Here is a 20,941-nt window from a genome sequence, read left to right on the forward strand (position 1 = left end):
TCAAAGTATCATTTGCCCGTGATGGACCGTACGGACGGCCAATTCGCCTGTTTTGACGTCGTATTGAATCGTCCGTCCCTTCGTTCCACCTATGTCTTCTGCAACAAGTGTGATGCCTAAGCGCGCGAGTGTCTCTCTGGCAGCCGCCGCGTTGCGCTCGCCGATTTGCATAAATTCACGCTTCACTGCGTGCTTAAACATTTGTGCCCCTCCTGCCATTTTTGCGCAAAGTTTTCTAGCGCCTTGCTTTTTTAACTCCGCCTGCAAGGAGGCGATGGCCGTATCCGCATAACGCCATGGATTCGCCCCTTTTCGCGCCTTCGTCGAATCAGGGAGCATCACATGGACCATGCCAGCAATGACTCGCTCCTGATCATACAGGACAATGCCGATACAAGAGCCTAGTCCGCACGTCCGTAAGACACCCTCGCCTTTGACAATTTTCCACTCTCCGATTGAGATGGTTTCGCCCTTAGTCATGGCAGCTAGCCTCCAACGCCTGCGTTAAGGTGACACTCGCGTTTTTATCGGGTATGAACAGCAATAAACCATCAAGGGGCTGCGTCGAATGCGGAAGGCAAATGTCCGTTTCCATCACAATACATTCTTCGTCATCGATTAAATGTAGCGCTCCTTCTGCGAGAACAGCGCTTGCTAAGTCAATGGAAAGCTCTGTCACAAGCGGGTAACATTTTAAGTCTGTCAGTTTTGATAAAGCAGTCAAGTAAGCGCCGATCAACAGGTTGCCTACTTCTTGAAAGGCTGACTGGGCCAGCTCGCTTTCCGCAAATACATGTGGCTTTAGCTTGAGCTTCTCTTCAAGCAAATAAGCGGAAAAAGCAGCTGCTGCTTTTGTGGTCGCCATAAAGAACATTCCGCCGCTAAGCTCGCCGCCAAGGGGGGCATAGACAGCAGCAATTTCTTCACCCTCCGCAAAACGGAAGCGGGGCAGTTCAGCCATGCATAGGTAGCGTGCAGCTGGAACGTCCATGACGACATTGGCACCAAGTAGGCTGGACAGAGCTGTCGCCGCGTAGCCAGTGCCGATATTGGCCACTTCCTTCATTCCGTCTAATCGATTACGCATAAAATCCCCCTTCCCGTTTATCTTTTTTAGCTAAGTATCGCCCAATCTCATCCTTGTCCATGACAGTGTCGACTTGATTGCTCGCAATCGCAGCCTTAGGCATTCCAAAAATCGCCGCCGATTTTTCCGATTCAGCTAAGATTTCACAACCGCCGCTTTGCTTAACCATTTCCAATACTTTCGAACCATCATTTCCCATGCCCGTTAACACAACAAGCGTTTTCGTCGTACACGCAATGGTAGACTGGAATAGCAGCGACACACTAGGATGGTACAAATCATGTTTGCCAGCAGGTGAAATGTGGGCGTACAGGCGAGCGCCACGTTTATTTAGTTCCAACTGGGCGCCTCCTGGGGCAATATAAGCAGTACCTGCAAGTAGCGCTTCCCCATGTGATGCTTCTTTGACTTGAATCCGACATAAGCGGTCAAGCCGAGCGGCCAGCGATTTCGTAAAACCTGCTGGCATATGCTGGGCAATGACGATTGGAGCTGAAAAGTCAGAGGGCAGCTTTGTCAGCACATGGGTGAGAGCAAGAGGGCCGCCTGATGATGCACCAATGGCAACTACTTCCCCTAACGGCTGCAATGGTGCTTCGTCCCGTTTGCCACATGGCAACAGTTTGGCGGCAAGGTCTTTAGTTAGCGCTTTGGCATTTGCTGTTTGCCAGAAGACGGTTCGTTCGCTGTCAACCACTTGCTGATGCCGTTCTAGTACAAACACTGTATGGCGAGGCACCCCGGCGACGTCCATATGCTCCCATTCCTCACAAGGCGCATATAAAAATGCATCAACCGTCACAATCGCCTCTTCCCAGTTTGAAAAAGCAGCATTTGCCTCAATTCCCTCTACTTGACGTAGCACCGTTTGTAGAAATTGCTGCTTAAACAAAGAAGGGCTCACAATCGCTACGGTCACCATTGCAACAAAAATTCCTTTACGAGCACGCTTACACTCTCGTAAATGCTATCAACGTACGCTTCGCGAGACCCGTTTTCAATAACACCGAGGATTGTTGTCCGCTTTTCTAAAAATGTCGTAATCGTATGCGCCATATTGTAAGCAGCGCGCTTCGCTTTCTCTGAATCTCCTTGTGACAATCCAAGGAGCAAAACCGAACGAGGCATTTCTTGTTTCACAAACTGATAGTTGGCAAGAAGCGCCTCTTTATCGGCCACTGTAAACAACAACAAAGGAACGTCTTGGCGCAATTGTTTTTTCTCCCCCGCTGTCCGGATGTAAAACAGCACTTGAACATTGGCAGCAGACAGCGTTTTACTCGATTCTCGAGTAAATAGATGGTCTTGTTTCTGGGCTGAAAACAGTTGTTTTGCGGCGTCGGTTGCGATAATAGCCGCTTGGAACCCGTAGCGATCGAGCGCTTGACAAACTTCTTCTATCATCATTGTTTCTTGTGCATTTGAAAGCTGGATTTCAAATGCTTTTGTTTTCCTGCTTGCAAGCATACGCAAGCCTTCTGCTTGATCCATCAGACACCCCCGGTAAGCCACTTCAGCAATTGTTCTTTATCAGGCCAGCAAATGTCTTCTGGCACATTTTGTCCAGTCGTCACACAAGCAACTGGAATCGCCTCGCTGTACAAAAGCTCACAAAGTGTTCCAAGTGAAGCTGTTTCATCCAACTTCGTTAAGATCAGGCCATTGACAAGCTCTTTTGGAAAACGGCTAAGCATATGCCGGGCATCTTCTGCTTTAGCAGCCAAACTAAGGGCAACCACTAAGTCGCATGACGCGCTCTGCCGTATATACTCAACGAGCTCAACAGGCATTTGCTCGTGCAAATAATTGCGCCCAGCTGTGTCAACTAAGACAAGATCAGCCGTTTGACGGCCGCACAAATCAATGAGTTCTGATTCATTGTATGCTGTATAAATAGGGCAATCGAGAATATGAGCATATGTTTTTAACTGTTCGACTGCGGCAATCCGATACGTATCAAACGTGATAAAAGAAACCGTTTTGTTTTCCTCAAACATGGCTTTTGCAGCAAGCTTAGCGATGGTTGTTGTTTTTCCTACCCCAGTTGGCCCAGCGACAATGAGTGTTTGTTGCCGTTTTTGCAGGAATGGTTGCAGCTGCAAACTGGCGCGAAACGTATGCATAAGCAACTCTTCTTTCGTCCGGGCGTTGCCTTGCTTGTCTGCCATTTGCGCTGTCAACTGCAAATTTTTAAGAACACGGTTTGACACGCCCAGCTGTTGCAAATGGCGGTTTGCTTCTTTTAAAAGCGGTGATTGCTTATCATCACCGTCGCGGCTAACACTGTTACGATGACTCGGTCCATCAATGCCAGCGGTCACTTGGACTTGCTTTTTGCCAAAAAAACCAAATAGGCCTCCTGTCACCACTTCTTTTACATGCAATATGACAGCATCCTTGCCCAACTGCTTGCGGATGTCTTTTGCCGCATCTTCTAGCGTCGGGGCTACAAATCGTTTTACGTTCATTCGGCATTAACCACTCCTACGCTTTGGACTTCCACATCCGGTTCCAATTCGTTATAAGACACGACGGGAACATAGGGCAAATGGCGCTCGATTAATTGGCGCATATGCATCCGTACAGCTGGCGAACATAAAATCACAGCCTGCCTGCCAAGTTCAGCCACTTTTTGTACTTCCTTGGCCGTGTTTTGTAAAATGGCTTGTGAATCAGCAGGCGCGAGTGCCAAAAAGCTGCCATTCTCATTTTGGCCAATAGCATCGGCAATTTTCTTTTCAACAGCAGCGGCTAACGTGATGACGAATAATTCGTTTCCGCCGTTTGTCAATTGTGTTGTAATTTGCCGTGATAAAGCTTGGCGCACATACTCCGTGACGACATTCATGTCTTTTGTAAGCGGGCCATAATCAGCGAGCGCTTCAAAAATAACAGGCAAATTCCGAATCGATAATTGTTCGCGCAACAAATTGCGGAGCACTTTTTGAATATCGCCCGTTGTGAGCGGGTTCGGCGTTACTTCTTCGACGAGCGTCGGATAGGATTCTTTCAGATGGTCGATAAGCTGCTTCGTTTCTTCGCGCCCAAGCAGCTCATAGGCATGTGCTTTTAACACTTCCGTTAAATGTGTCGAAATGACTGTTGGCGGATCGACGACTGTATAACCGGCCATTTCAGCGCGGTCGCGCATGTCTTCGTCTACCCATAAAGCAGGCAGCCCAAATGCAGGTTCAATCGTCTCAATGCCGACAATCGAGTCATCTTGTTCCCCTGTGCTCATAGCCATGTAATGGTCGAGCAGCACTTCCCCTTTTGCAACTACAGCGCCTTTAACTTTGATCGTATAACTGTTTGGCTCAAGAGAAATGTTATCGCGGATCCGTATAACCGGGATGACAGAACCAAGTTCAAGGGCCATTTGCTTGCGAATCATCACGACGCGGTCGAGCAAGTCTCCCCCTTGATTGGCATCTGCTAACGGAATCAAGCCGTAGCCAAACTCAAATTCAATTGGGTCCATTTGCAAAAGTTGGACGACGCTTTCAGGGCCAGACGGCTCTTCAGGTGGTGCTTCTTCTAAAAGGGCTTCTTCGAAATTCGCTTTTGCCAAACTTGCTTTTGACAGTCTGTAGCCTGCAAAAGCGAGCAACCCTGCGATCGAAAACGTGACAACTTTCGTAATCGGCGTTGCTAAACCAAGCAGTAAAATAGTGGCCGCTGTTACATAAAGAAGCTTCGGGTAAGCGAGAATTTGCCTCGACAAATCGGTGCTTAAGTTTCCTTCTGAAGCGGCTTTTGTAACAATGACGCCTGTAGCTGTAGAAATAAGCAATGCCGGTATTTGCGTAACCAAGCCGTCCCCGACAGTTAGAAGCGTGTATGTACTGGCCGCCGTGTTCATGTCCATGCCCATTTGCATCATGCCGATCATGAGGCCGCCGAGCATATTAATGATGACAATAATGATGCTAGCAATAGCATCGCCTTTTACAAACTTGCTGGCACCGTCCATCGAACCATAAAAGTCAGCCTCGTGCTCAATTTTTTCCCGGCGTTGTTTCGCCTCACGGTCAGAAATGAGCCCAGCATTCAAATCCGCATCAATGCTCATTTGTTTTCCTGGCATGGCATCAAGCGTAAAGCGGGCACCGACTTCCGAAACACGCTCTGCCCCTTTTGTAATGACAATAAACTGGATAACGATGAGGATTAAAAAGACGATAAACCCAACTACAGCATTGCCGCCAATGACAAAACTCCCAAACGTATCAATCACATTCCCTGCTTCCGCATTGCCGAGAATCGAACGTGTCGTCGACACGCTTAATCCTAAGCGAAACAGTGTAACGAGCAACAGCATCGTTGGAAAAATTGAAAAGTCAAGGGCATCTTTTGTGCTGATGGCTACTAGCAAAATGAGTAATGACAGTGAAATATTGAATATAATTAAGACATCGAGCAAAAAAGGCGGAAGTGGGATAATCAGCATGACAATGATTAAAATCACACCTGCTAAAACCGTTAAATCCCTCGCTTTCATCGCATCTCCCTCCTTTTTCATGTTTAATGTTTGTTTTTCTTTAACCGGTACACGTAGGCAAGTACTTCGGCAACAGCTTGGAACATGTCTTCGTGGATTGGCTGCATCAGTTCAACAGACGCATACATCGCCCTTGCTAACGCAACGTTTTCAACAAGTGGAACATCGTGTTTTTTAGCGACCGTTTTAATCCGTTCAGCCATATAATCAACGCCTTTAGCAACAACAATTGGCGCATCTGCTTGTTCTTGGTCGTAGCGAAGCGCTACCGCGTAATGGGTCGGGTTCGTAATGACAACATCGGCTTTTGGCACTTCTTGCATGATCCTGTTCATCGACATTTCCAATTGCCGTTGTTTCCGGCGCGCCCTAATTTTCGGGTCACCTTCCATCGTTTTATGTTCATCCCGAATATCTTTTTTTGACATGCGGATTTGCTTTTCATGGTCATAGCGCTGGTAAAGGTAATCTGGGATAGCGAGGACCATTAACAATACCGCCGCAAACAGTCCCATTGTCACTGTTAAATGGCCAATCGAAGCAGCGCCGACCTCAACACTTTTTTGTGATAAAAGCAAGACATCGCCTATATTTGCATAAATCACAAAGGCCACGGCTGCGCCAATAAAGACAATCTTTAACATCGATTTGCCAAGTTCGACGAGTGCCCTTGTCGAAAATATTCGCTTCGCCCCTTTAATCGGATCTAATTTTTCCAGCTTCAGTTTCATTGGCTCGGGCGTAAATAAAGAACCGACTTGCACGAAGCTAGCAAATGCGCCAGCAAGAACGGTCAGCGCCATAATCGGCAAAGCAGCCATTCCCATCTCAATTGTCAATTCGTTAAACAACGCCGCAATATTTTCAGCTGTCAGCGGTAATGATAGAAAGCGCTGAAACACATCAGCCATCATTTCCTTCAAAGCAGCAAACAGCCTTGGCCCAGCAAAGAGGGAAAGAAGCAAAAAGGCGGCAAATAGCATAAAAGCGGTATTGACGTCCTGACTCTTTGGCACTTGCCCTTTTTTACGGGTATCCTGCCTTTTCTTAGGCGTCGCTTTTTCTGTCTTCTCCTCTGCAAACCATTGCAGATCCATAGGTAGCCTTGTCATTGCGGACCACCACCTAGCCCTTCTAGCAGACGCCTCATCGCAAGCAATAATTCTTCAAATAAAACGTTCACGCTCATAAAAAAGACGCCGATATAGATAGCAAACACGATAAAACCTGCCAACATCTTAATCGGAATCCCGACGACAAACACATTCATTTGCGGAACGGTTCTTGAGATAATGCCTAAGGCCACATCCACTAAAAAGAGCGCACCGGCTACAGGCATAGCCATCGACACCGCCATCGCAAACAGCATCACCATCACTTGCGTCACATGCTCCATGACATGCCCGCTGCCAAACGGAAGTACCAGTTGGTCAAGAGGGACAAACTGATAACTGTAAATGACGCCATCAAGAAGCAAATGGTGTCCGTCTATAATTAGCAAATATAACATCGCGAAAAGGTATAAATAACTTCCTGTCAACGGGCTTTGCGCCCCAGTTTGCGGGTCAACGACATTGGCAAGCATAAACCCTAAATGAAAATCAATCACACCGCCCGCAACTTGCACAGCATAGAGGATCATCGAAGCCATCAGTCCAGCAGCAATGCCAATCGCGAATTCCTTTAAGGCAAGTAGCAAAAATGGCAAATCTAGCGCTAACTCAGGCACGTCAAGAGACACTGCGAGAGTAGCGGCCAAAAACGCCGATAGTCCGAGCTTGAGCGGAGCAGGCACCGTTCTGTGGTTGAACAGCGGCAGCACGACGAAAAAAGAGCTGACGCGAATAAATATAAGTAAAAAAGCCGGATAAAGCGTTAGCCATTCATCCATCAGCCAATAAACCTATACAAATTGTTGTAAATGCTGTACGCCATCTCAGTCAGTTGCGACAACATCCATGGGCCAAAGAAAACGAGCGCAAGCAGCACGCCAGCAATTTTAGGGATAAATGCTAATGTTTGCTCCTGGATTTGCGTCGTCGCTTGGAAAATACTCACAATCAAACCGAGCGCCAACGCTACAACCAAAAGCGGACCAGCAACGATCAGTACGGTCCATACACCGCTTTGGGCTAAGTGTGTAACCATTTCTAAACTCATAGCGGCTCACTCCTATTCAATCGGTAATCTCATTGGTTCATTCCTGCAACTGCCAGCCCCACTAGAATACGAGAGCCTATTGCGATTGTTCCCAGCGCTATTGATAGCTGATCAGCAAGCTTTGAACGACTAAATACCAGCCATCTACTAACACGAACAAAAGCACTTTAAACGGCAGAGCGATCATGACAGGAGGCAGCATCATCATCCCCATCGACATTAATACACTAGCAACAATCATATCGATCACAAGAAAAGGGATAAAAATCAAAAAGCCGATTTGAAAGGCCGTTTTTAACTCGCTAATCGCAAAAGCAGGCACAAGCGCCGTCAACGGCACGTCATCTATTGAAGCAGGCCTGTCATATCCGCCATACCCCATAAACAACGCCAAATCCTTTTCCCTTGTATGGGCGCTCATAAATTCTTTAATTGGTACAACGGCTGCCTCAAATGCTTCCTCGCTGGAATACTCCCCATCCGCTAAGGGTACATATGCTGTCTCATACACTTCTTGAATGACAGGGGCCATAATAAAGGCGGTGATAAACAACGCAAGCCCAATTAACACTTGGTTTGGTGGCGTCGATTGAGTTGCGAGCCCTTGTCGTACAAAGGCTAGCACAATGATGATGCGGGTGAAGCATGTCATCATAATCAAAATTCCTGGCGCAATCGTCAGCACCGTTAGCAATAAGGCAATTTGGACCGTTGTTGCCATTGTCTCGCCATTCGTAAAATCAAACGAGGCAAAAGCAGCTACTACATGTTGTAAAATCATCGGTCCTTCCTCTTTTCTATAAATGCCTGGCGTGTGTCTTGCAGTTCTTGCTTGGAAGCCGCAAGCTTGTCCCTTAAAATGTGTTGGAACGTCGGTGGCGCAGCGCCTGCCTTTTTCGAGAACGCCGCTTTCATGCTTCCTAAAGCATGACCGAGAAATGGCTCCTCATCCCCAGCTTGCTGTTTGGCAAGAATAGCCGTTATTTCGTCTGGATCGGCGATTTCTTTTAACAATTGCACTTGATCACCGACGCCCACAACCAATAATGTTTCCCCGACTTTAACCAACTGAACGGATTTGTTTTGGCCAAGAGAAACGCCAGAGACGAGATGAAGCGCCTTTGTTTCTTGAAATGTTTTCGCCCGTTTGTTCACAAAACGCAACAGTCCATATAACAGAGCAATGACCACAATAAGCGCCGCGATCATCTTGACAAAGCTGAGCCAAGGCGGTTCTATAAGTACTTCCGCTTCCGCTTCAGCATCTTTTCCTTCTTCCTTGGCCAACTCTTCATCGCATTCGCCGTTCTCGAGCACGTCATTGACGCTACAGTCCTTGGCTTCAGCGGGACTGAACCCTGCTAAACCAACGAGTAGCAGGGCCAGCGCGATGATAGTCGAAACGTTAACTAAGTGCTTTAGAAATCGCATCGATCACTCGATCCGCCTGAAATGGTTTTACGATAAAATCTTTTGCGCCTTCTTGGATTGCGTCAATGACCATCGCTTGTTGGCCCATCGCTGAGCACATAATCACTTTGGCGCTCGGATCATACTGTTTAATCTCTTTTAACGCCGAAATTCCGTCTTTTTCCGGCATCGTAATATCCATTGTCACTAAGTCAGGGGAAAGTTCCTTATATTTTTCAACTGCTTGGTTGCCATCATTGGCTTCTCCAACTACGTTATAGCCGTTCTTCGTTAAAATATCTTTAAGCATCATGCGCATAAATGCCGCATCATCAACAACCAATACTTTTTTTGACATGAAAAGCCCTCTTTCTATATGTTGATTTCTTAAGATAGATAAAAGTTAACGCAAGTGGGTAAGACGGTCTTTTTTGCTAACTATGTCTGTAATCCGTACGCCAAAGTTTTCATCAATCACGACTACTTCCCCTTTGGCAATCAGCTTGTCATTAATAAGCACATCGACCGGCTCCCCTGCCAACTTATCCAGTTCAATAATCGATCCTTGCGCAATCGACAAGATTTCGCGTATCGTTTTTTTCGTACGCCCCAATTCCACTTTAACTTCCAGCGGTATGTCTAAGAGCATGTCTAAGTTTTGCATTTCTGCTTCGTCTGGCTTTGTTGTCTCAAAATTAGAGAACACCGCTTTTTCTACAACTTGCTCAGCATCTTTTACCCTTTGGCCAATATGCTGGTTGACTCGCTCAGCACTTGTGCCATCCCCAAGCCCGCCAATGGACGGAGCAGGTTCAGGCAATGGTTCTGCCTCTTGCACTGGCGGTTCTGCGGTGGCGCCCCCGCCAAGCAAGGCGTTTGCGTAATCTTTGCTGAAAGGAACGCTAATAAGTTGCATTAACTTTGAATCAATTAGATCGCCGACACGAAGAGAAAACGAAATCGCAATCAAATCTTCGCCATCGGAAACATACTCCGTCCGCGACTGCTCATCAAATTCAATAACTTCCACTTTTGGCGGCGAAATGTCGACACGACGATTGAATAATGTCGACATCGATGTGGAGGCAGAACCCATCATTTGGTTCATCGCTTCTTGGACTGCACTTAAATGCATCTCCGACAATTCTGGATCAGGGTTTTCCCCATTCCCTCCAAGCATGAGATCTGCAATGATCGCTGCGTCATCAGTCGTAATCACAAATAAGTTCGAGCCTTCGAATCCCTCTGTGTATTTAACATGGACAATGACGTTCGGCCGTGGAAAAAGCTGGCGCAACATGTCTGATTTGACTGCTGATACAACCGGTGTCGTAATTTCGACTTTTTGATTCAACAGTGCTGATAACGCAGTCGCCGAACTACCAAAGGAAATATTGCCGATTTCGCCGATCGTATCTTGCTCCATATGAGTTAAAAACTCGTTAATATCCGGGGGCTCCGTTTGTGATTCTTCTGGCTGGGATTCGCCTTCACGGACTTCTGGTTGCCCAGCCTCGTCAGAAGCTTCGCCGTCCTGGAGCCCCTTTAACAATTCGTTTATTTCTTCCTGGGAAAGCGGCTTGTCATTCATCATCCGTTCCTCCTAATACGTCAGTCACTTGCAAAGCCATCCGGTCTCTCTTTACTCCTGGCTGGCCGCTAAATTTCTTTTCACCGCCTACGAGCACATCAAGTGGTTCATCAATTAGCTGGTTTAAGGCAACGACATCCCCTTTACCGAGACGAAGAAATTCTTCAATCGTAATTGTTGAACGCCCAAGTTCGGCGGCAACTTCAAGTGTCGTCTGCCGGACTTGTTTGTTTAACAGTGCCTGATCTTCTGTCGAAAGGGCACCGCGCTGTTCTTGAAACCAATGGTGGCTCGTTAATTTCGGCAATATTTCTTCTAATACGACATGGGGCAAACAGATCGTCATGAGCCCTGTCGTATTGGCAATACTTGTTGACAGCGAAATGACGACAACCGTTTCGTTCGGTGACACGAGCTGCAAAAAATGGGGATTCACTTCAATGTTTTCGGTGATCGGTTCCATTTCAATGACAGTCGTCCAAGCTTCAGCGAAACTTGCCAGCATCGATTCAAATAGCCCTGATAAAATTTTTGTTTCAATTTCTGTCAAATTATCAATTTTATTAAAGCTCATCCCATGTCCGCCAAGTACACGGTCAAACATGGCGTAGGCGATATTAGGATTAATTTCAATTAATACCCGTCCATTTAATGGTATAGGTTCAATCACATTTAAAAATGTCATCGTCGGTATGCTGCGGACATACTCTTCGTATGGAACCTGTTCGACAGAGGCTACTTGGATTTGCACAAGCGAACGGAGCTTGGCCGATAAATTGGTTGTCAACAACCGCGCGTAATTTTCATGGATGCGGGATAAGTTCCGAATTTGGTCTTTTGAAAAGCGTAGCGCTCGTTTAAAATCATAAACCCGAACTTTCTTCTCTGACTCTAGCTTTAATAACTCTTCGGCATCCATTTCTCCAGTCGTCAAAGCAGAAAGGAGCGCATCAATCTCACCTTGAGACAGCACATCAGCCATTAGAGCACCTCATTTTTGTTATTGGACCACTTTCACTGTCGTATAAACAGCTTTGACAGTGCCTTGTTCTAAATGGTCGTTTAATTTTGTCTGGATCGTTTCCTGCAGCTCGGCTAGACCCTCTTCACCGACCAAGTCCTCCGCAGACATTTCTGCAAGTGTCAGCAAAATGACATTATTCACTTGGAACCCTCTTTTATCGATGTCCGCAAGCGTGTCTTTGTGATCGAGTTCAATTCGAAATTGAGCGCGGATGAATTCCCCTGACTTTAAATTGGTCGTAATTTCTTCTGTATCAAATGAGCGCTCACTAATGTCCTCTATCGTTGGCGCACCGCTTGCCTTGTTTTGGGCAAATGGGCCAATGCCAAGCATATAGAGCCCTGCAACTATGACGACTCCGGTGAGCAAGAGGCTGAACGCTACGCCAATTACACGGTTTTTTTTCAACCTGATAAATCCTCCCTTTTGTAGCTTCCAACAAGGCCGATTTCGGCCATGCGGTTGTTGATCGCTTGGCCGACTTGTTCCATGTCATCGGCAACGACGAGCTTTTTTCCACTTACAAGCGTGATCGTTGTATCAGGCAACGCTTCTACTTTTTCGATCAACAACAAATTTAACAACAACCGTTGCCCGTTTAAGCGCGTTAATGGAATCATGCCAGTCACCTATCGTTTTAAGTTGACAAGCTCTTGTAAAATTTCGTCTGAAGTCGTAATGATCCGGGAGTTAGCTTGAAAACCACGCTGGGCGACGATCATTTCCGAAAATTCATCAGCGAGATCCACATTCGACATTTCTAAATACCCAGACTGAATGTCGCCAGTGCCTTGTGTTCCTGGAATGACTAGGTTGGCAGGGCCAGAAGCAGGAGTTGCTGTGAATAGGGATCCGCCAGCGCTATTAAGGCCTTCAGGATTGGCAAAATTAGCGATGCCAAGTTGCAACGTTACAGGGTTTTCTTGGCCCTGAATCGAAACGATGATTTCACCTTGTTTGTTTACGGTAGTGCTCTCCATGTCATCTAGAAGGGCTGGATCGATTTGCAGCCTGTTGCCGTCTGGCCCTAACAAATAGGCACCTGAGCTGTTGACAACATTGCCCTCATTGTCGAAATAAATATTTCCAGCACGCGTATAAAATGTATCGTCTCCAATTTGAACAGCAAAGTAGCCATCGCCATTTATTGCTAAGTCCAATTCACGCCCCGTATATTGGTTGCCTCCTCCGGTATGAACCGTGTCAATTGCGCCAACCATTGAACCTGATCCGATTTGCTTACTATTGACGCCACCACGGTTAGGAGTGGCGGCCATTGGCCCTTGTACTTGCTGGCTAACCATATCTTGAAACATGACGCGCCCTTTTTTGAAACCATGTGTATTAACGTTAGCGATGTTATTGCCGACAACATCTAGCTTTGTTTGAAAACCTTTCATACCTGAGATACCTGAATACATGGAACGAATCATAACGGATCGTCTCCTTTACTCGTTTGTTGTTGGTTTAATTATTGAAATTAATTTGCTTGCCTCAATCCACTTGTCATCATCGATTTGTACGAGCAAATCGCCGGACTCGTTGTATTTAACTCCAGTCACTGTTGCTTGCTCAACTTTTTCTTTTTCATTAAGCCATTCAACCGACTTGCCGATTAACTCGCTTAGCGCCATCAATTGCTGGCTTTTTTGCTCATAGTACATGTATTCCATCGTACTATTCAGTTTCGTGAGCTGCTCCAACTGGGAAAAAGTTGCTAATTGGGCGATAAACTCCCGATCTTCTATCGGGTTGCTCGGGTCTTGGTTTTGCAATTGTGTAATCAATAGCTTTAAAAACGCGTCTTGTCCAAGTGCATTGTTTGGTTGCCGCTGTTGGTTTTGTGACGAGGAAAGCCACAACGATGGGTCAACTTGCGTCATCCGCTCCCTCTCCTTCTCCTTGTTCTTGACTCATCCAATCTGAAAATGAATGCTGCTTCCGTTGTTCGCTAACCTCTTCTTCCGGTTGCTTCCGCCCGCCTTCCTGTCCACTATCACCATTGCTTTGCTCGTCCCCTTCTTCATCAATTGGCCCAATTTCAAACGTGGCTTCTTGGTTAAACAATTGCCTTAATCCAGGGAGAGCGCGCTCTAGCGTTTCTGCAGTTGCTTTTTTATCAGCAAGCAGTTTGACGACGAGCCCTTGGCTTGAATGGAGCAGTTGTACGTGCAAACGCCCTAGCGTTTCCGGATGCAGTTTAACCGTCAATTGCAACGCCCCATCTCCATGTTGCTTTAACACAGCCGCCTTTAGCACTCGTTCAAGCTGCTTAGTCAGCATAGGAGGCAGCGCACTTTTTCCACTTGGCAGTTTCGTGGCTTCCACAGTAACGCTTCCTTCGATTCCCATCTGACCGCTAGCCATTCCTGTGCCGTTAGGCGTTTGTTTGTTAGGTCCTTCTATGATGCGCGGCGCAGTGCTTGGCTCCTTTTCATGAACGATTCGCTTGTTAGAGTCTGTTTGTACAAAGTTCTCTTCTGGCGAAGGATCGGGTAACGTTGTCGCCTCATTTCGCCCAGTATGTACCCCGTTTTCTTCATGGTCAGCAAGCTTGTTTGGTTCATTTTTAAAAACTGGAGCCCGTTCTGTTCCTGTCCTAACAGGTGACTCGTCTTGCACGCTTGAATGTAAAACGACTTGCGCCGCTGCATCGTTTTTGCCGGCTTTCATCGCCTCACTTAGCGTTGCCTGCTCTTTTGTTAAAGGCGTGACTTTTTGTTCCTGCCTCAGCGACTCTGCCCTATTTTCGGACTCTATTTTGTCGTCTCCTTGCGGCAAAGGCGCCGAACGATTAGGAGACATTTGTTGATTTTTATCACGAAATGCTCGGTTGTCTCCCTTGGTCGGTTCTGTACCTATGTCTTGTAAAGGAGGAGAAGCGACTTGCCGGGGTGACGATTCCTTGTCGCCAGCTTTACGATCACGCACGGCTATGTCTTTATGTTCTTCTTGGCTTAAAGTAGGTTTACCACTAGCATTGTCCTTTTCTTCCGGCTCCTTTGCCAGTTTCTCTAACGGCTCACCCGTTTCCTCACTCGATGTTGCCCCAGTCAATGCTGCATCGGAAACACCTGCTGTGGTTTTACCTAAATTCCAGCCCGTCGAGTCCACTAGACCAGGCCTGCTGCTACTCCCCTCTTCATTCACAACACTAGGCTGGCCAAAGTCAACAACGCCTATTGGCATTTGATTTGGATTCGCCTGATTTTCAGCGGGGACCCCACTTAAAACAGGGTCATTTGCTTGTTCATCGTTTGGCACCGACGTTTCAACGTCGTTGTCCACCTCCTCTTCAAGAGGAAGAAAAAGAGTGTTTCGCCCCTCAGCAGACGATGAAGCCTTATTTATTAGAAGATCAGAAAACGATTGGCTTTGTCCTTTCACATGGCCTAACGGTCGTGAGGATGTTGCGATTTCATTGACCATTTGTGTTATGTGCACGTTTGCGTTTACCCCCCTTCTTGCGCAAGCCTTTCTAAAAACCGGGCCGCCTTTTCTTCAGGCATTTTCGCGAGAATCGAGCCACGTAGTTGATCTTTCATAGCAGCCACATGGCGATAAGCTTCTTCTTCATTCATTTCATCGAGCAATGCAGCTGCACGCTTTGGCGTCATTTGTTGATAAGTCTTTAATACAGCTGTCAAGTTGCCTTCTTCAAGCATGTTTTCAGTTTCCACATTGACGATTGCCTCATCCTCGTTTTCCTTGATGTCATCAAGCTGTCCTTGCGCTTCTGCTAGTTCAGCATTTTTCACTTCAAGCTCATTGGAGAGCTCCTGCAACTGCGTTTGCAGATCAAGCAGTTCGCCTTCCAACTGCTCATACTTTTTTTGCCACTCATTTTCTGCCTGGTTATTCGTATTAAACCCGAGTGTATTTTTAATGCTGTCCATTGGCGAAAACCCTAGCAAAGGGCCGATAAAAAACAGAGCAGCAAGGACGATGACCAAAAACGGAACGGCAAAAGCAAAAATCACAGTCCAGCGTTTTTTTGTTGGTTTCTCGTTCATTTAGGCAAATTTCCTTTTGAACCGGGTCACGCACAACTCATCCATCAGTTGTTGCTCCCGGCGGTTTTCTGCTTGTTTTTGTTCAAGGCGTTTCTTTTCTTTCAATCGTTCATATTGTTTATACGAAACGGCATGTTGCTGGAACGTCGCTTTCTTTTGAAGCATATCAGCCCTAGCCTGGTCGGTTCGCAGCTGTTGTTTTCCAATTTGCTGCTCCAGTCCGTCCAAGCACGCCTGGCTAATAAGCAAATCGGAAACCGATGCTTTTTCAACTAGCATCTTCTCGGTCGCTGCTTGCACATCTTCTTTTTGCTTTAGCAAACGGAACAGCGCCATTGCCTCACATTCAAATGCGTCAACAGCCACTTCGTATTGCTTATGGGCGGCTTCTTTTTCCTGCTTGCATACATCCATCGCTGTTTGTAACGAAAATTGAAATGCCATTTGCAAGCGTCACTCCTGTTTAAAAAGTTGTATAAGCTTTGTTTTCGTTTCTGCAAACGAATCGCTTTCTTCGACTTCTTGTTTAAGAAAGTCAAGCATAGCCGGATGGTCATGAATTGCAGCGTCAATGTCTTTGGAACTGCCCTGTTTATAAGCACCCAGTGAAATTAAGTCTTCTGACTGCTCGTAATCGGCTAAACGTTGCCTAAAAAGCTTTGCTGCATGAAGATGATCGTTTTCGACCAAGTCTTTCATTAGCCTGCTAACGCTTTTTAACACATTAACGGCTGGATACTGCCCACGATTGGCGAGTTGCCTGTCCAATACAAAGTGTCCGTCAAGAATTCCTCGCACGGCATCTGCAATAGGCTCATTCATGTCGTCGCCGTCTACAAGAACGGTGTATAAACCGGTGATCGAGCCTGACTGGTTTGTACCTGACCGTTCAAGCAGCTTCGGCATCATCGCAAAAACAGAAGGAGGGTAGCCTTTTGTCGTCGGTGGTTCACCAATTGCCAAGCCAATTTCGCGCTGTGCCATCGCAAACCGGGTGACCGAATCCATCATTAAATTGACATTCTTACCCTTGTCGCGGAAGTATTCAGCAATGGCAGTAGCTGTTTGCGCTCCTTTCACTCGTAACAGTGCTGGCTGGTCTGATGTTGCGACGACAACAACAGACTTTTTAAGCCCTTCCTCTCCTAAGTCGCGCTCAACAAATTCTTTTACTTCTCTGCCCCGTTCACCAATTAAAGCAATCACATTCACATCTGCATCTGATTGTTTAGCAATCATCGACATGAGTGTGCTCTTCCCTACACCGCTGCCAGCAAAAATGCCAACTCTTTGCCCTTTTCCCATTGTCAACAGCCCGTCAATTGCGCGGACACCAACACTCATAATTTCGGAAATGCGCGGTCTTTCTAGCGGGTTTGGAGGTGAATTGTCCGTCGAATAGTTGGCGTCAGTATCCCCCAATGCTGTGCTTTGCAAAAATGGTTCACCGACGCCATTGACAATTTGGCCAATCAAACTTGGTCCACACGCTACATTTAACGGTTTTCCTGTTCCTTCTACATAGCTCCCAGGGGCTATTCGCCGCGTATCGTCTAGCGGCATGAGCAAAATGCGGTCATCCTTAAAGCCAACGACTTCAGCTCGGACTTTAGTCCCCTTTTGATCTGGGCTAGCCCAGATATAGCACAGTTCGCCGATAAATGCCCTTGGCCCGGCTGATTCAATCGTCAACCCCGCAGCATGGCGAACTTGTCCATACCACTTATAGGGAGAAAGTGTGTGCACATGATCAATGAGCTTTTGCAAATGAACCACACCTCGCAGCCTCATGAAGCTGCTTTTTTAACTGCTCGATCTGAGTCGGAAGAGAAGCATCCATTCTTCCAGCATTGGTGACGATAAAACAGTGGTCGTCTTGTAGTTGCCCGTCTGGTATAAGCTGAAAATCTTCACAGGCAGGGATGGCCCCTTGCAACTCGTCCACACAAGCGGCGAGCCTTTTATACCAATGGGGCGGCACATACAATTTAACAAATGCATGGTCGCGCACTTCAGCAAGAGCGGCTCGCACGAGATTCTGTAAGTAGGGGTCTTCTGCAATAGAAACACCAATCACCTTTTCAGCAATGGCACAGGCAAGCTCAATCAAAAGCGGTTGTTCTTTGTCTACTTTTAATGCTGCCGCCGCCTGCGCCTCTTCTAACACTTGCTTCGCTTCCGCGATCGTTGACTCGTAAATCGCTTTTGCTTGGCTTTCACCCGCTGTAAAGCCAGCATCATATCCTTCTTGTTCTGCTTTCAAGCGCGCTTTTTCCCATTGTTGCTCTAGCTCCGCTTGTTTGCTTTCCATCTTTTTTTCAATCGCCGTCGCTTGTGCTTGTGCTTCCTCGATCAATTGGGCTGCCTTTGCTTCTGCTTTTTCTTGTATCTGTTCGAATTCGGCTTCTTCTTTGGCAAGTTCTTGTCTTGTTTCGCGTACTCTTGTCCGTTGATACAAAGGTTTAATGCCAATTTCCCGTGCAATGCTCACATTCTTAGTAGAACGGATCACATTAGACAAGGACGTCATCTCCATTCGTGCGGGCAATCACAATTTCGCCCATTTCTTCGAGCTGCCTGATGGTAGCGACAATCCGCGATTGTGCTTCTTCTACATCACGCAAGCGGACAGGACCCATGTAATCCATTTCGTCTTTAAACGCTTCAGCCATCCGTTGAGACATATTGTCAAACACCATTTCTTTCACGTCATCGCTTGCAACTTTCAAGGCAAGCTTCAAATCATCGTTGTCTACATCGCGGATGACTCTTTGGATCGCCCGTTTTTCAAGGGTGACAATATCTTCAAACACAAACATCCGTTTTTTGATTTCTTCCGCCAACTCAGGATCTTGGATATAGAGCCCATCAAGAATCGTCCGTTCCGTTGAACGGTCAACGCCATTCAACACTTCTACGACCGCTTCAATTCCGCCTGTTTCCGTAAAGTCTTGTGACAATGTTTGCGACAGCTTCTCTTCCAAAACTGCTTCCACTTGCGCGATCACTTCTGGAGAGGAGCTGTCCATTAGCGCCATTCGCCTTGCGACATCGGTCTGGATCGTTTCCGGCAAAGCAGAAATGATTTGACCTGCCTGCTTGGCTGACAAGTACGATAGGATTACGGCAATGGTTTGCGGATGCTCATGCTGGATAAAATTTAATATTTGGCTTGCATCCGTTTTGCGGGCAAAATCAAATGGCCTTACTTGGATCGTTGACGTCAGCCGTTGGATCATCGAGGCGGCCGCTTCTTCTCCTAATGCTTTTTCTAAAATCGTCTTCGCAAAGCCTATACCGCCTTGGGCAATGTACTCCTGTGCTTTCGCCATCGAATGAAATTCGCCCATGACATTGTTTTGAACATCTTTATCGACTTTTCGCATCGCGGATATTTCAAGCGACAGCAGTTCAATCTCATCCTCAGTTAAGTGTTTATACACTTGCGCTGCCGTATCGGGCCCGAGCGAAATCAGCAATATCGCTGCTTTTTGCCGTCCCGTCAGCTTTGCTTTCGGCATTTCGTCCAATCTCCTTTCTGCTATTCATCTGAAAGCCACGTCCGCAAAAGCTTTGAAAAGTCTTCTGGTTGTTCTTTTGCAAGTCGGTTTAATTGCCGCATCTGCTTGCTCTCTTCTGTTTCTTCCGTCTCCATAAGTGGCTCATCCTCTTGCTCTGGCTCTGGTTCTGCCGCCTCGTCTTGCTCTTCTGCTAAGTCAGCTGGTTCTCTTTTCCGGTATAACAGGACAGCTAGTATGATAATTAGCAAGACGAGTCCAGCAGCTACTGCGTAAATCCAGACCGGTATCGTTGCTGACGACGGCTGTTCCGCCTCTCCCGTTTCCGTTTGTGCGAATGGCATCGATGTTACCACTACACGGTCACCAACATCCTGCTCTCCTTCTTCCTCGCCGTCATCTGGCAATGTCGTACGAATAATCGTTTCTAACATAGCCGTGATGTCTGCCGTTTGCTGAGGCGGCAATGCTTGCATCCCTTCTGGCGGGTTGACCATTACTTGAATTCCTAAATCGCGGATTTCATAAGGGCTTTCGATGATTTCCTTGTGGATCCGGTTAACTTCATAATTAATCCGCTCTTCCGTCCGCTCTGATTCAGAATCGCCACCGCCTGCTGCGCCGGTATAATTGGGAATCTCATCGCCTACACCAGCGACACCTTCCTCATTGCCTGTTGTTCCTTCATACATTTCGTTAATCCGTTCAACACTGATTGCCAGTCCAGAAACCTCTTCTTCGTCAACTGGCTCAACTAAATCCTCGGTTCGCTGTTCTTGGGTAAAATCGATATCTGCCGTGACAGATACGATTGCATTTTCTGGCCCAACCACCGCACTTAAAAGTTGATTGATCGTTTGTTTTAAGTCCGACTCAATTTCTTGTTTAATTTCACGCTGTGATTGGAACGAGGCGGCAGGACTTGTTTCCTCTTCCTGGTATGTATAGTTATTGAACTGCGAATCGGATAATACAATATTTTCAATAGGCAAATTAGGTACACTTTTTGATATTAAATGATATAAGGCTTTCACTTGCGACGAATCGAGCGTATACCCCGGCTCTAACTGCAACACTACAGCAGCAGTCGAACTTTCTTGGCCTGAATTCAGCCAGACGCTTTCTTCAGGGAGCGTAATGATGACATTCGCTTGCTCGACGCCTTGGACGCCCCTTATCAATTCGGCAAGCTCCGTTTGCATAAGGGATCGTTCGATAACGGTAAACTCATTATCGGTCATCCCAAAACCCATTTGGTTTTGAAAAAACGCATAATCGATGCTGCCGCTTTTAGGCAGCCCCTCAGCGGCGAGGTCAACTTTCAACCGATCTACATCCGCCTCAGGCACGTGTATGGTGGTGCCGTCATTTGAAACGCGGGCAGCCACCCCTCGTTGTTCGAGCGCTTCTTGTATTTGGCCAGCCTCGGCCAATGTCAATTGGCTATATAAAGGCGCATAATTCGTTCGGAATAAAAGAGCCGCAGCCAGTGCAATCGCTAATAAAAGTAGTAAAACAACGGAAATAACTGCACTTTTTCGCAGCGTACTGCTCTCTGTCCAAAACGTTTGCACCTGGTTCTTGAATTGCTTCGCTTTCTCCTTCATGGCGCCTCCGCTTGCATCTCGCCTTTCAGG

At 46.9% G+C, this 20,941-nt stretch carries 25 protein-coding genes; all 25 read right to left on the reverse strand.

Going from position 1 to position 20,941, the window contains the following annotated elements:
* On the reverse strand, nt 1–480 hold the full coding sequence (locus V5G21_RS20795) for a chemotaxis protein CheD (protein ID WP_035201443.1): 480 nt from the start codon (nt 478–480) through the stop codon (nt 1–3).
* Entirely contained in the window at nt 473–1,087 is a 615-nt protein-coding gene (locus V5G21_RS20800; RefSeq protein ID WP_011247089.1) for a chemotaxis protein CheC, read from the reverse strand. The genes V5G21_RS20795 and V5G21_RS20800 overlap by 8 nt, the downstream gene beginning before the upstream one ends.
* Nucleotides 1,080–2,009 carry a CheB methylesterase domain-containing protein gene (locus V5G21_RS20805; protein WP_304450316.1) on the reverse strand — a complete coding sequence of 310 codons (930 nt, stop codon included), beginning with the start codon at nt 2,007–2,009 and terminating at the stop codon, nt 1,080–1,082. The genes V5G21_RS20800 and V5G21_RS20805 overlap by 8 nt, the downstream gene beginning before the upstream one ends.
* Nucleotides 2,003–2,578 (reverse strand): hypothetical protein, encoded by a 576-nt coding sequence (locus tag V5G21_RS20810; protein WP_035201446.1) that lies wholly within the window; start codon nt 2,576–2,578, stop codon nt 2,003–2,005. Before V5G21_RS20810 ends, V5G21_RS20805 begins: the two co-directional genes overlap by 7 nt.
* Nucleotides 2,578–3,555: a hypothetical protein gene (locus tag V5G21_RS20815; protein ID WP_212937302.1), complete on the reverse strand. Its 978-nt coding sequence runs from the start codon at nt 3,553–3,555 to the stop codon at nt 2,578–2,580. The genes V5G21_RS20810 and V5G21_RS20815 overlap by 1 nt, the downstream gene beginning before the upstream one ends.
* Complete coding sequence (flhA, locus tag V5G21_RS20820) at nt 3,552–5,588, reverse strand: flagellar biosynthesis protein FlhA (protein ID WP_011247093.1); 2,037 nt, start codon at nt 5,586–5,588, stop codon at nt 3,552–3,554. Before flhA ends, V5G21_RS20815 begins: the two co-directional genes overlap by 4 nt.
* Before the next feature lie 23 nt (nt 5,589–5,611).
* Nucleotides 5,612–6,700: a flagellar biosynthesis protein FlhB gene (flhB, locus tag V5G21_RS20825; protein WP_035201448.1), complete on the reverse strand. Its 1,089-nt coding sequence runs from the start codon at nt 6,698–6,700 to the stop codon at nt 5,612–5,614.
* Nucleotides 6,697–7,479 carry a flagellar biosynthetic protein FliR gene (gene fliR, locus V5G21_RS20830; RefSeq protein ID WP_011247095.1) on the reverse strand — a complete coding sequence of 261 codons (783 nt, stop codon included), beginning with the start codon at nt 7,477–7,479 and terminating at the stop codon, nt 6,697–6,699. The genes flhB and fliR overlap by 4 nt, the downstream gene beginning before the upstream one ends.
* Entirely contained in the window at nt 7,479–7,748 is a 270-nt protein-coding gene (gene fliQ / locus V5G21_RS20835; RefSeq protein WP_011247096.1) for a flagellar biosynthesis protein FliQ, read from the reverse strand. The genes fliR and fliQ overlap by 1 nt, the downstream gene beginning before the upstream one ends.
* Nucleotides 7,749–7,845: 97 nt before the next feature.
* Nucleotides 7,846–8,469, reverse strand: a complete 624-nt coding sequence (gene fliP, locus V5G21_RS20840; protein WP_374757917.1) for a flagellar type III secretion system pore protein FliP — start codon at nt 8,467–8,469, stop codon at nt 7,846–7,848.
* Between the two features lie 56 nt (nt 8,470–8,525).
* Nucleotides 8,526–9,179, reverse strand: a complete 654-nt coding sequence (locus V5G21_RS20845; RefSeq protein WP_338465052.1) for a flagellar biosynthetic protein FliO — start codon at nt 9,177–9,179, stop codon at nt 8,526–8,528.
* On the reverse strand, nt 9,154–9,516 hold the full coding sequence (locus V5G21_RS20850) for a response regulator (RefSeq protein WP_011247099.1): 363 nt from the start codon (nt 9,514–9,516) through the stop codon (nt 9,154–9,156). The genes V5G21_RS20845 and V5G21_RS20850 overlap by 26 nt, the downstream gene beginning before the upstream one ends.
* A gap of 45 nt (nt 9,517–9,561) precedes the next feature.
* Nucleotides 9,562–10,749, reverse strand: a complete 1,188-nt coding sequence (gene fliY, locus V5G21_RS20855) for a flagellar motor switch phosphatase FliY (RefSeq protein WP_304527456.1) — start codon at nt 10,747–10,749, stop codon at nt 9,562–9,564.
* Nucleotides 10,742–11,731 (reverse strand): flagellar motor switch protein FliM, encoded by a 990-nt coding sequence (gene fliM / locus V5G21_RS20860; protein ID WP_011247101.1) that lies wholly within the window; start codon nt 11,729–11,731, stop codon nt 10,742–10,744. The genes fliY and fliM overlap by 8 nt, the downstream gene beginning before the upstream one ends.
* Nucleotides 11,732–11,749: 18 nt before the next feature.
* The gene (gene fliL / locus V5G21_RS20865) at nt 11,750–12,181 is read right to left on the reverse strand and encodes a flagellar basal body-associated protein FliL (protein ID WP_011247102.1); all 432 of its coding nucleotides are present in this window, start codon (nt 12,179–12,181) and stop codon (nt 11,750–11,752) included.
* Nucleotides 12,178–12,393, reverse strand: coding sequence for a flagellar FlbD family protein (locus V5G21_RS20870; RefSeq protein ID WP_063608329.1), 216 nt, complete (start codon nt 12,391–12,393; stop codon nt 12,178–12,180). The genes fliL and V5G21_RS20870 overlap by 4 nt, the downstream gene beginning before the upstream one ends.
* 9 nt (nt 12,394–12,402) lie before the next feature.
* A complete protein-coding gene (gene flgG, locus V5G21_RS20875; protein WP_011247104.1) occupies nt 12,403–13,206 on the reverse strand; it encodes a flagellar basal body rod protein FlgG in 804 nt (267 codons plus the stop codon).
* Between the two features lie 15 nt (nt 13,207–13,221).
* On the reverse strand, nt 13,222–13,656 hold the full coding sequence (gene flgD / locus V5G21_RS20880) for a flagellar hook assembly protein FlgD (RefSeq protein ID WP_095316008.1): 435 nt from the start codon (nt 13,654–13,656) through the stop codon (nt 13,222–13,224).
* The gene (locus V5G21_RS20885; protein ID WP_142237514.1) at nt 13,643–15,217 is read right to left on the reverse strand and encodes a flagellar hook-length control protein FliK; all 1,575 of its coding nucleotides are present in this window, start codon (nt 15,215–15,217) and stop codon (nt 13,643–13,645) included. Before V5G21_RS20885 ends, flgD begins: the two co-directional genes overlap by 14 nt.
* Before the next feature lie 8 nt (nt 15,218–15,225).
* Nucleotides 15,226–15,786, reverse strand: coding sequence for a MotE family protein (locus V5G21_RS20890; RefSeq protein ID WP_073304206.1), 561 nt, complete (start codon nt 15,784–15,786; stop codon nt 15,226–15,228).
* Entirely contained in the window at nt 15,787–16,230 is a 444-nt protein-coding gene (gene fliJ / locus V5G21_RS20895; protein ID WP_011247108.1) for a flagellar export protein FliJ, read from the reverse strand.
* 9 nt (nt 16,231–16,239) lie between these two features.
* Nucleotides 16,240–17,577 (reverse strand): flagellar protein export ATPase FliI, encoded by a 1,338-nt coding sequence (gene fliI, locus V5G21_RS20900; RefSeq protein ID WP_073304208.1) that lies wholly within the window; start codon nt 17,575–17,577, stop codon nt 16,240–16,242.
* Nucleotides 17,537–18,298, reverse strand: coding sequence for a flagellar assembly protein FliH (fliH, locus tag V5G21_RS20905; protein WP_244153286.1), 762 nt, complete (start codon nt 18,296–18,298; stop codon nt 17,537–17,539). Before fliH ends, fliI begins: the two co-directional genes overlap by 41 nt.
* Before the next feature lies 1 nt (nt 18,299).
* Nucleotides 18,300–19,307, reverse strand: a complete 1,008-nt coding sequence (fliG, locus tag V5G21_RS20910) for a flagellar motor switch protein FliG (protein WP_011247111.1) — start codon at nt 19,305–19,307, stop codon at nt 18,300–18,302.
* A gap of 20 nt (nt 19,308–19,327) precedes the next feature.
* Nucleotides 19,328–20,911 (reverse strand): flagellar basal-body MS-ring/collar protein FliF, encoded by a 1,584-nt coding sequence (gene fliF, locus V5G21_RS20915; protein WP_011247112.1) that lies wholly within the window; start codon nt 20,909–20,911, stop codon nt 19,328–19,330.
* Nucleotides 20,912–20,941: the final 30 nt, after the last annotated feature.

The organism is Shouchella rhizosphaerae (assembly GCF_036700015.1).
GTDB lineage: Bacteria > Bacillota > Bacilli > Bacillales > Bacillaceae_D > Shouchella > Shouchella rhizosphaerae.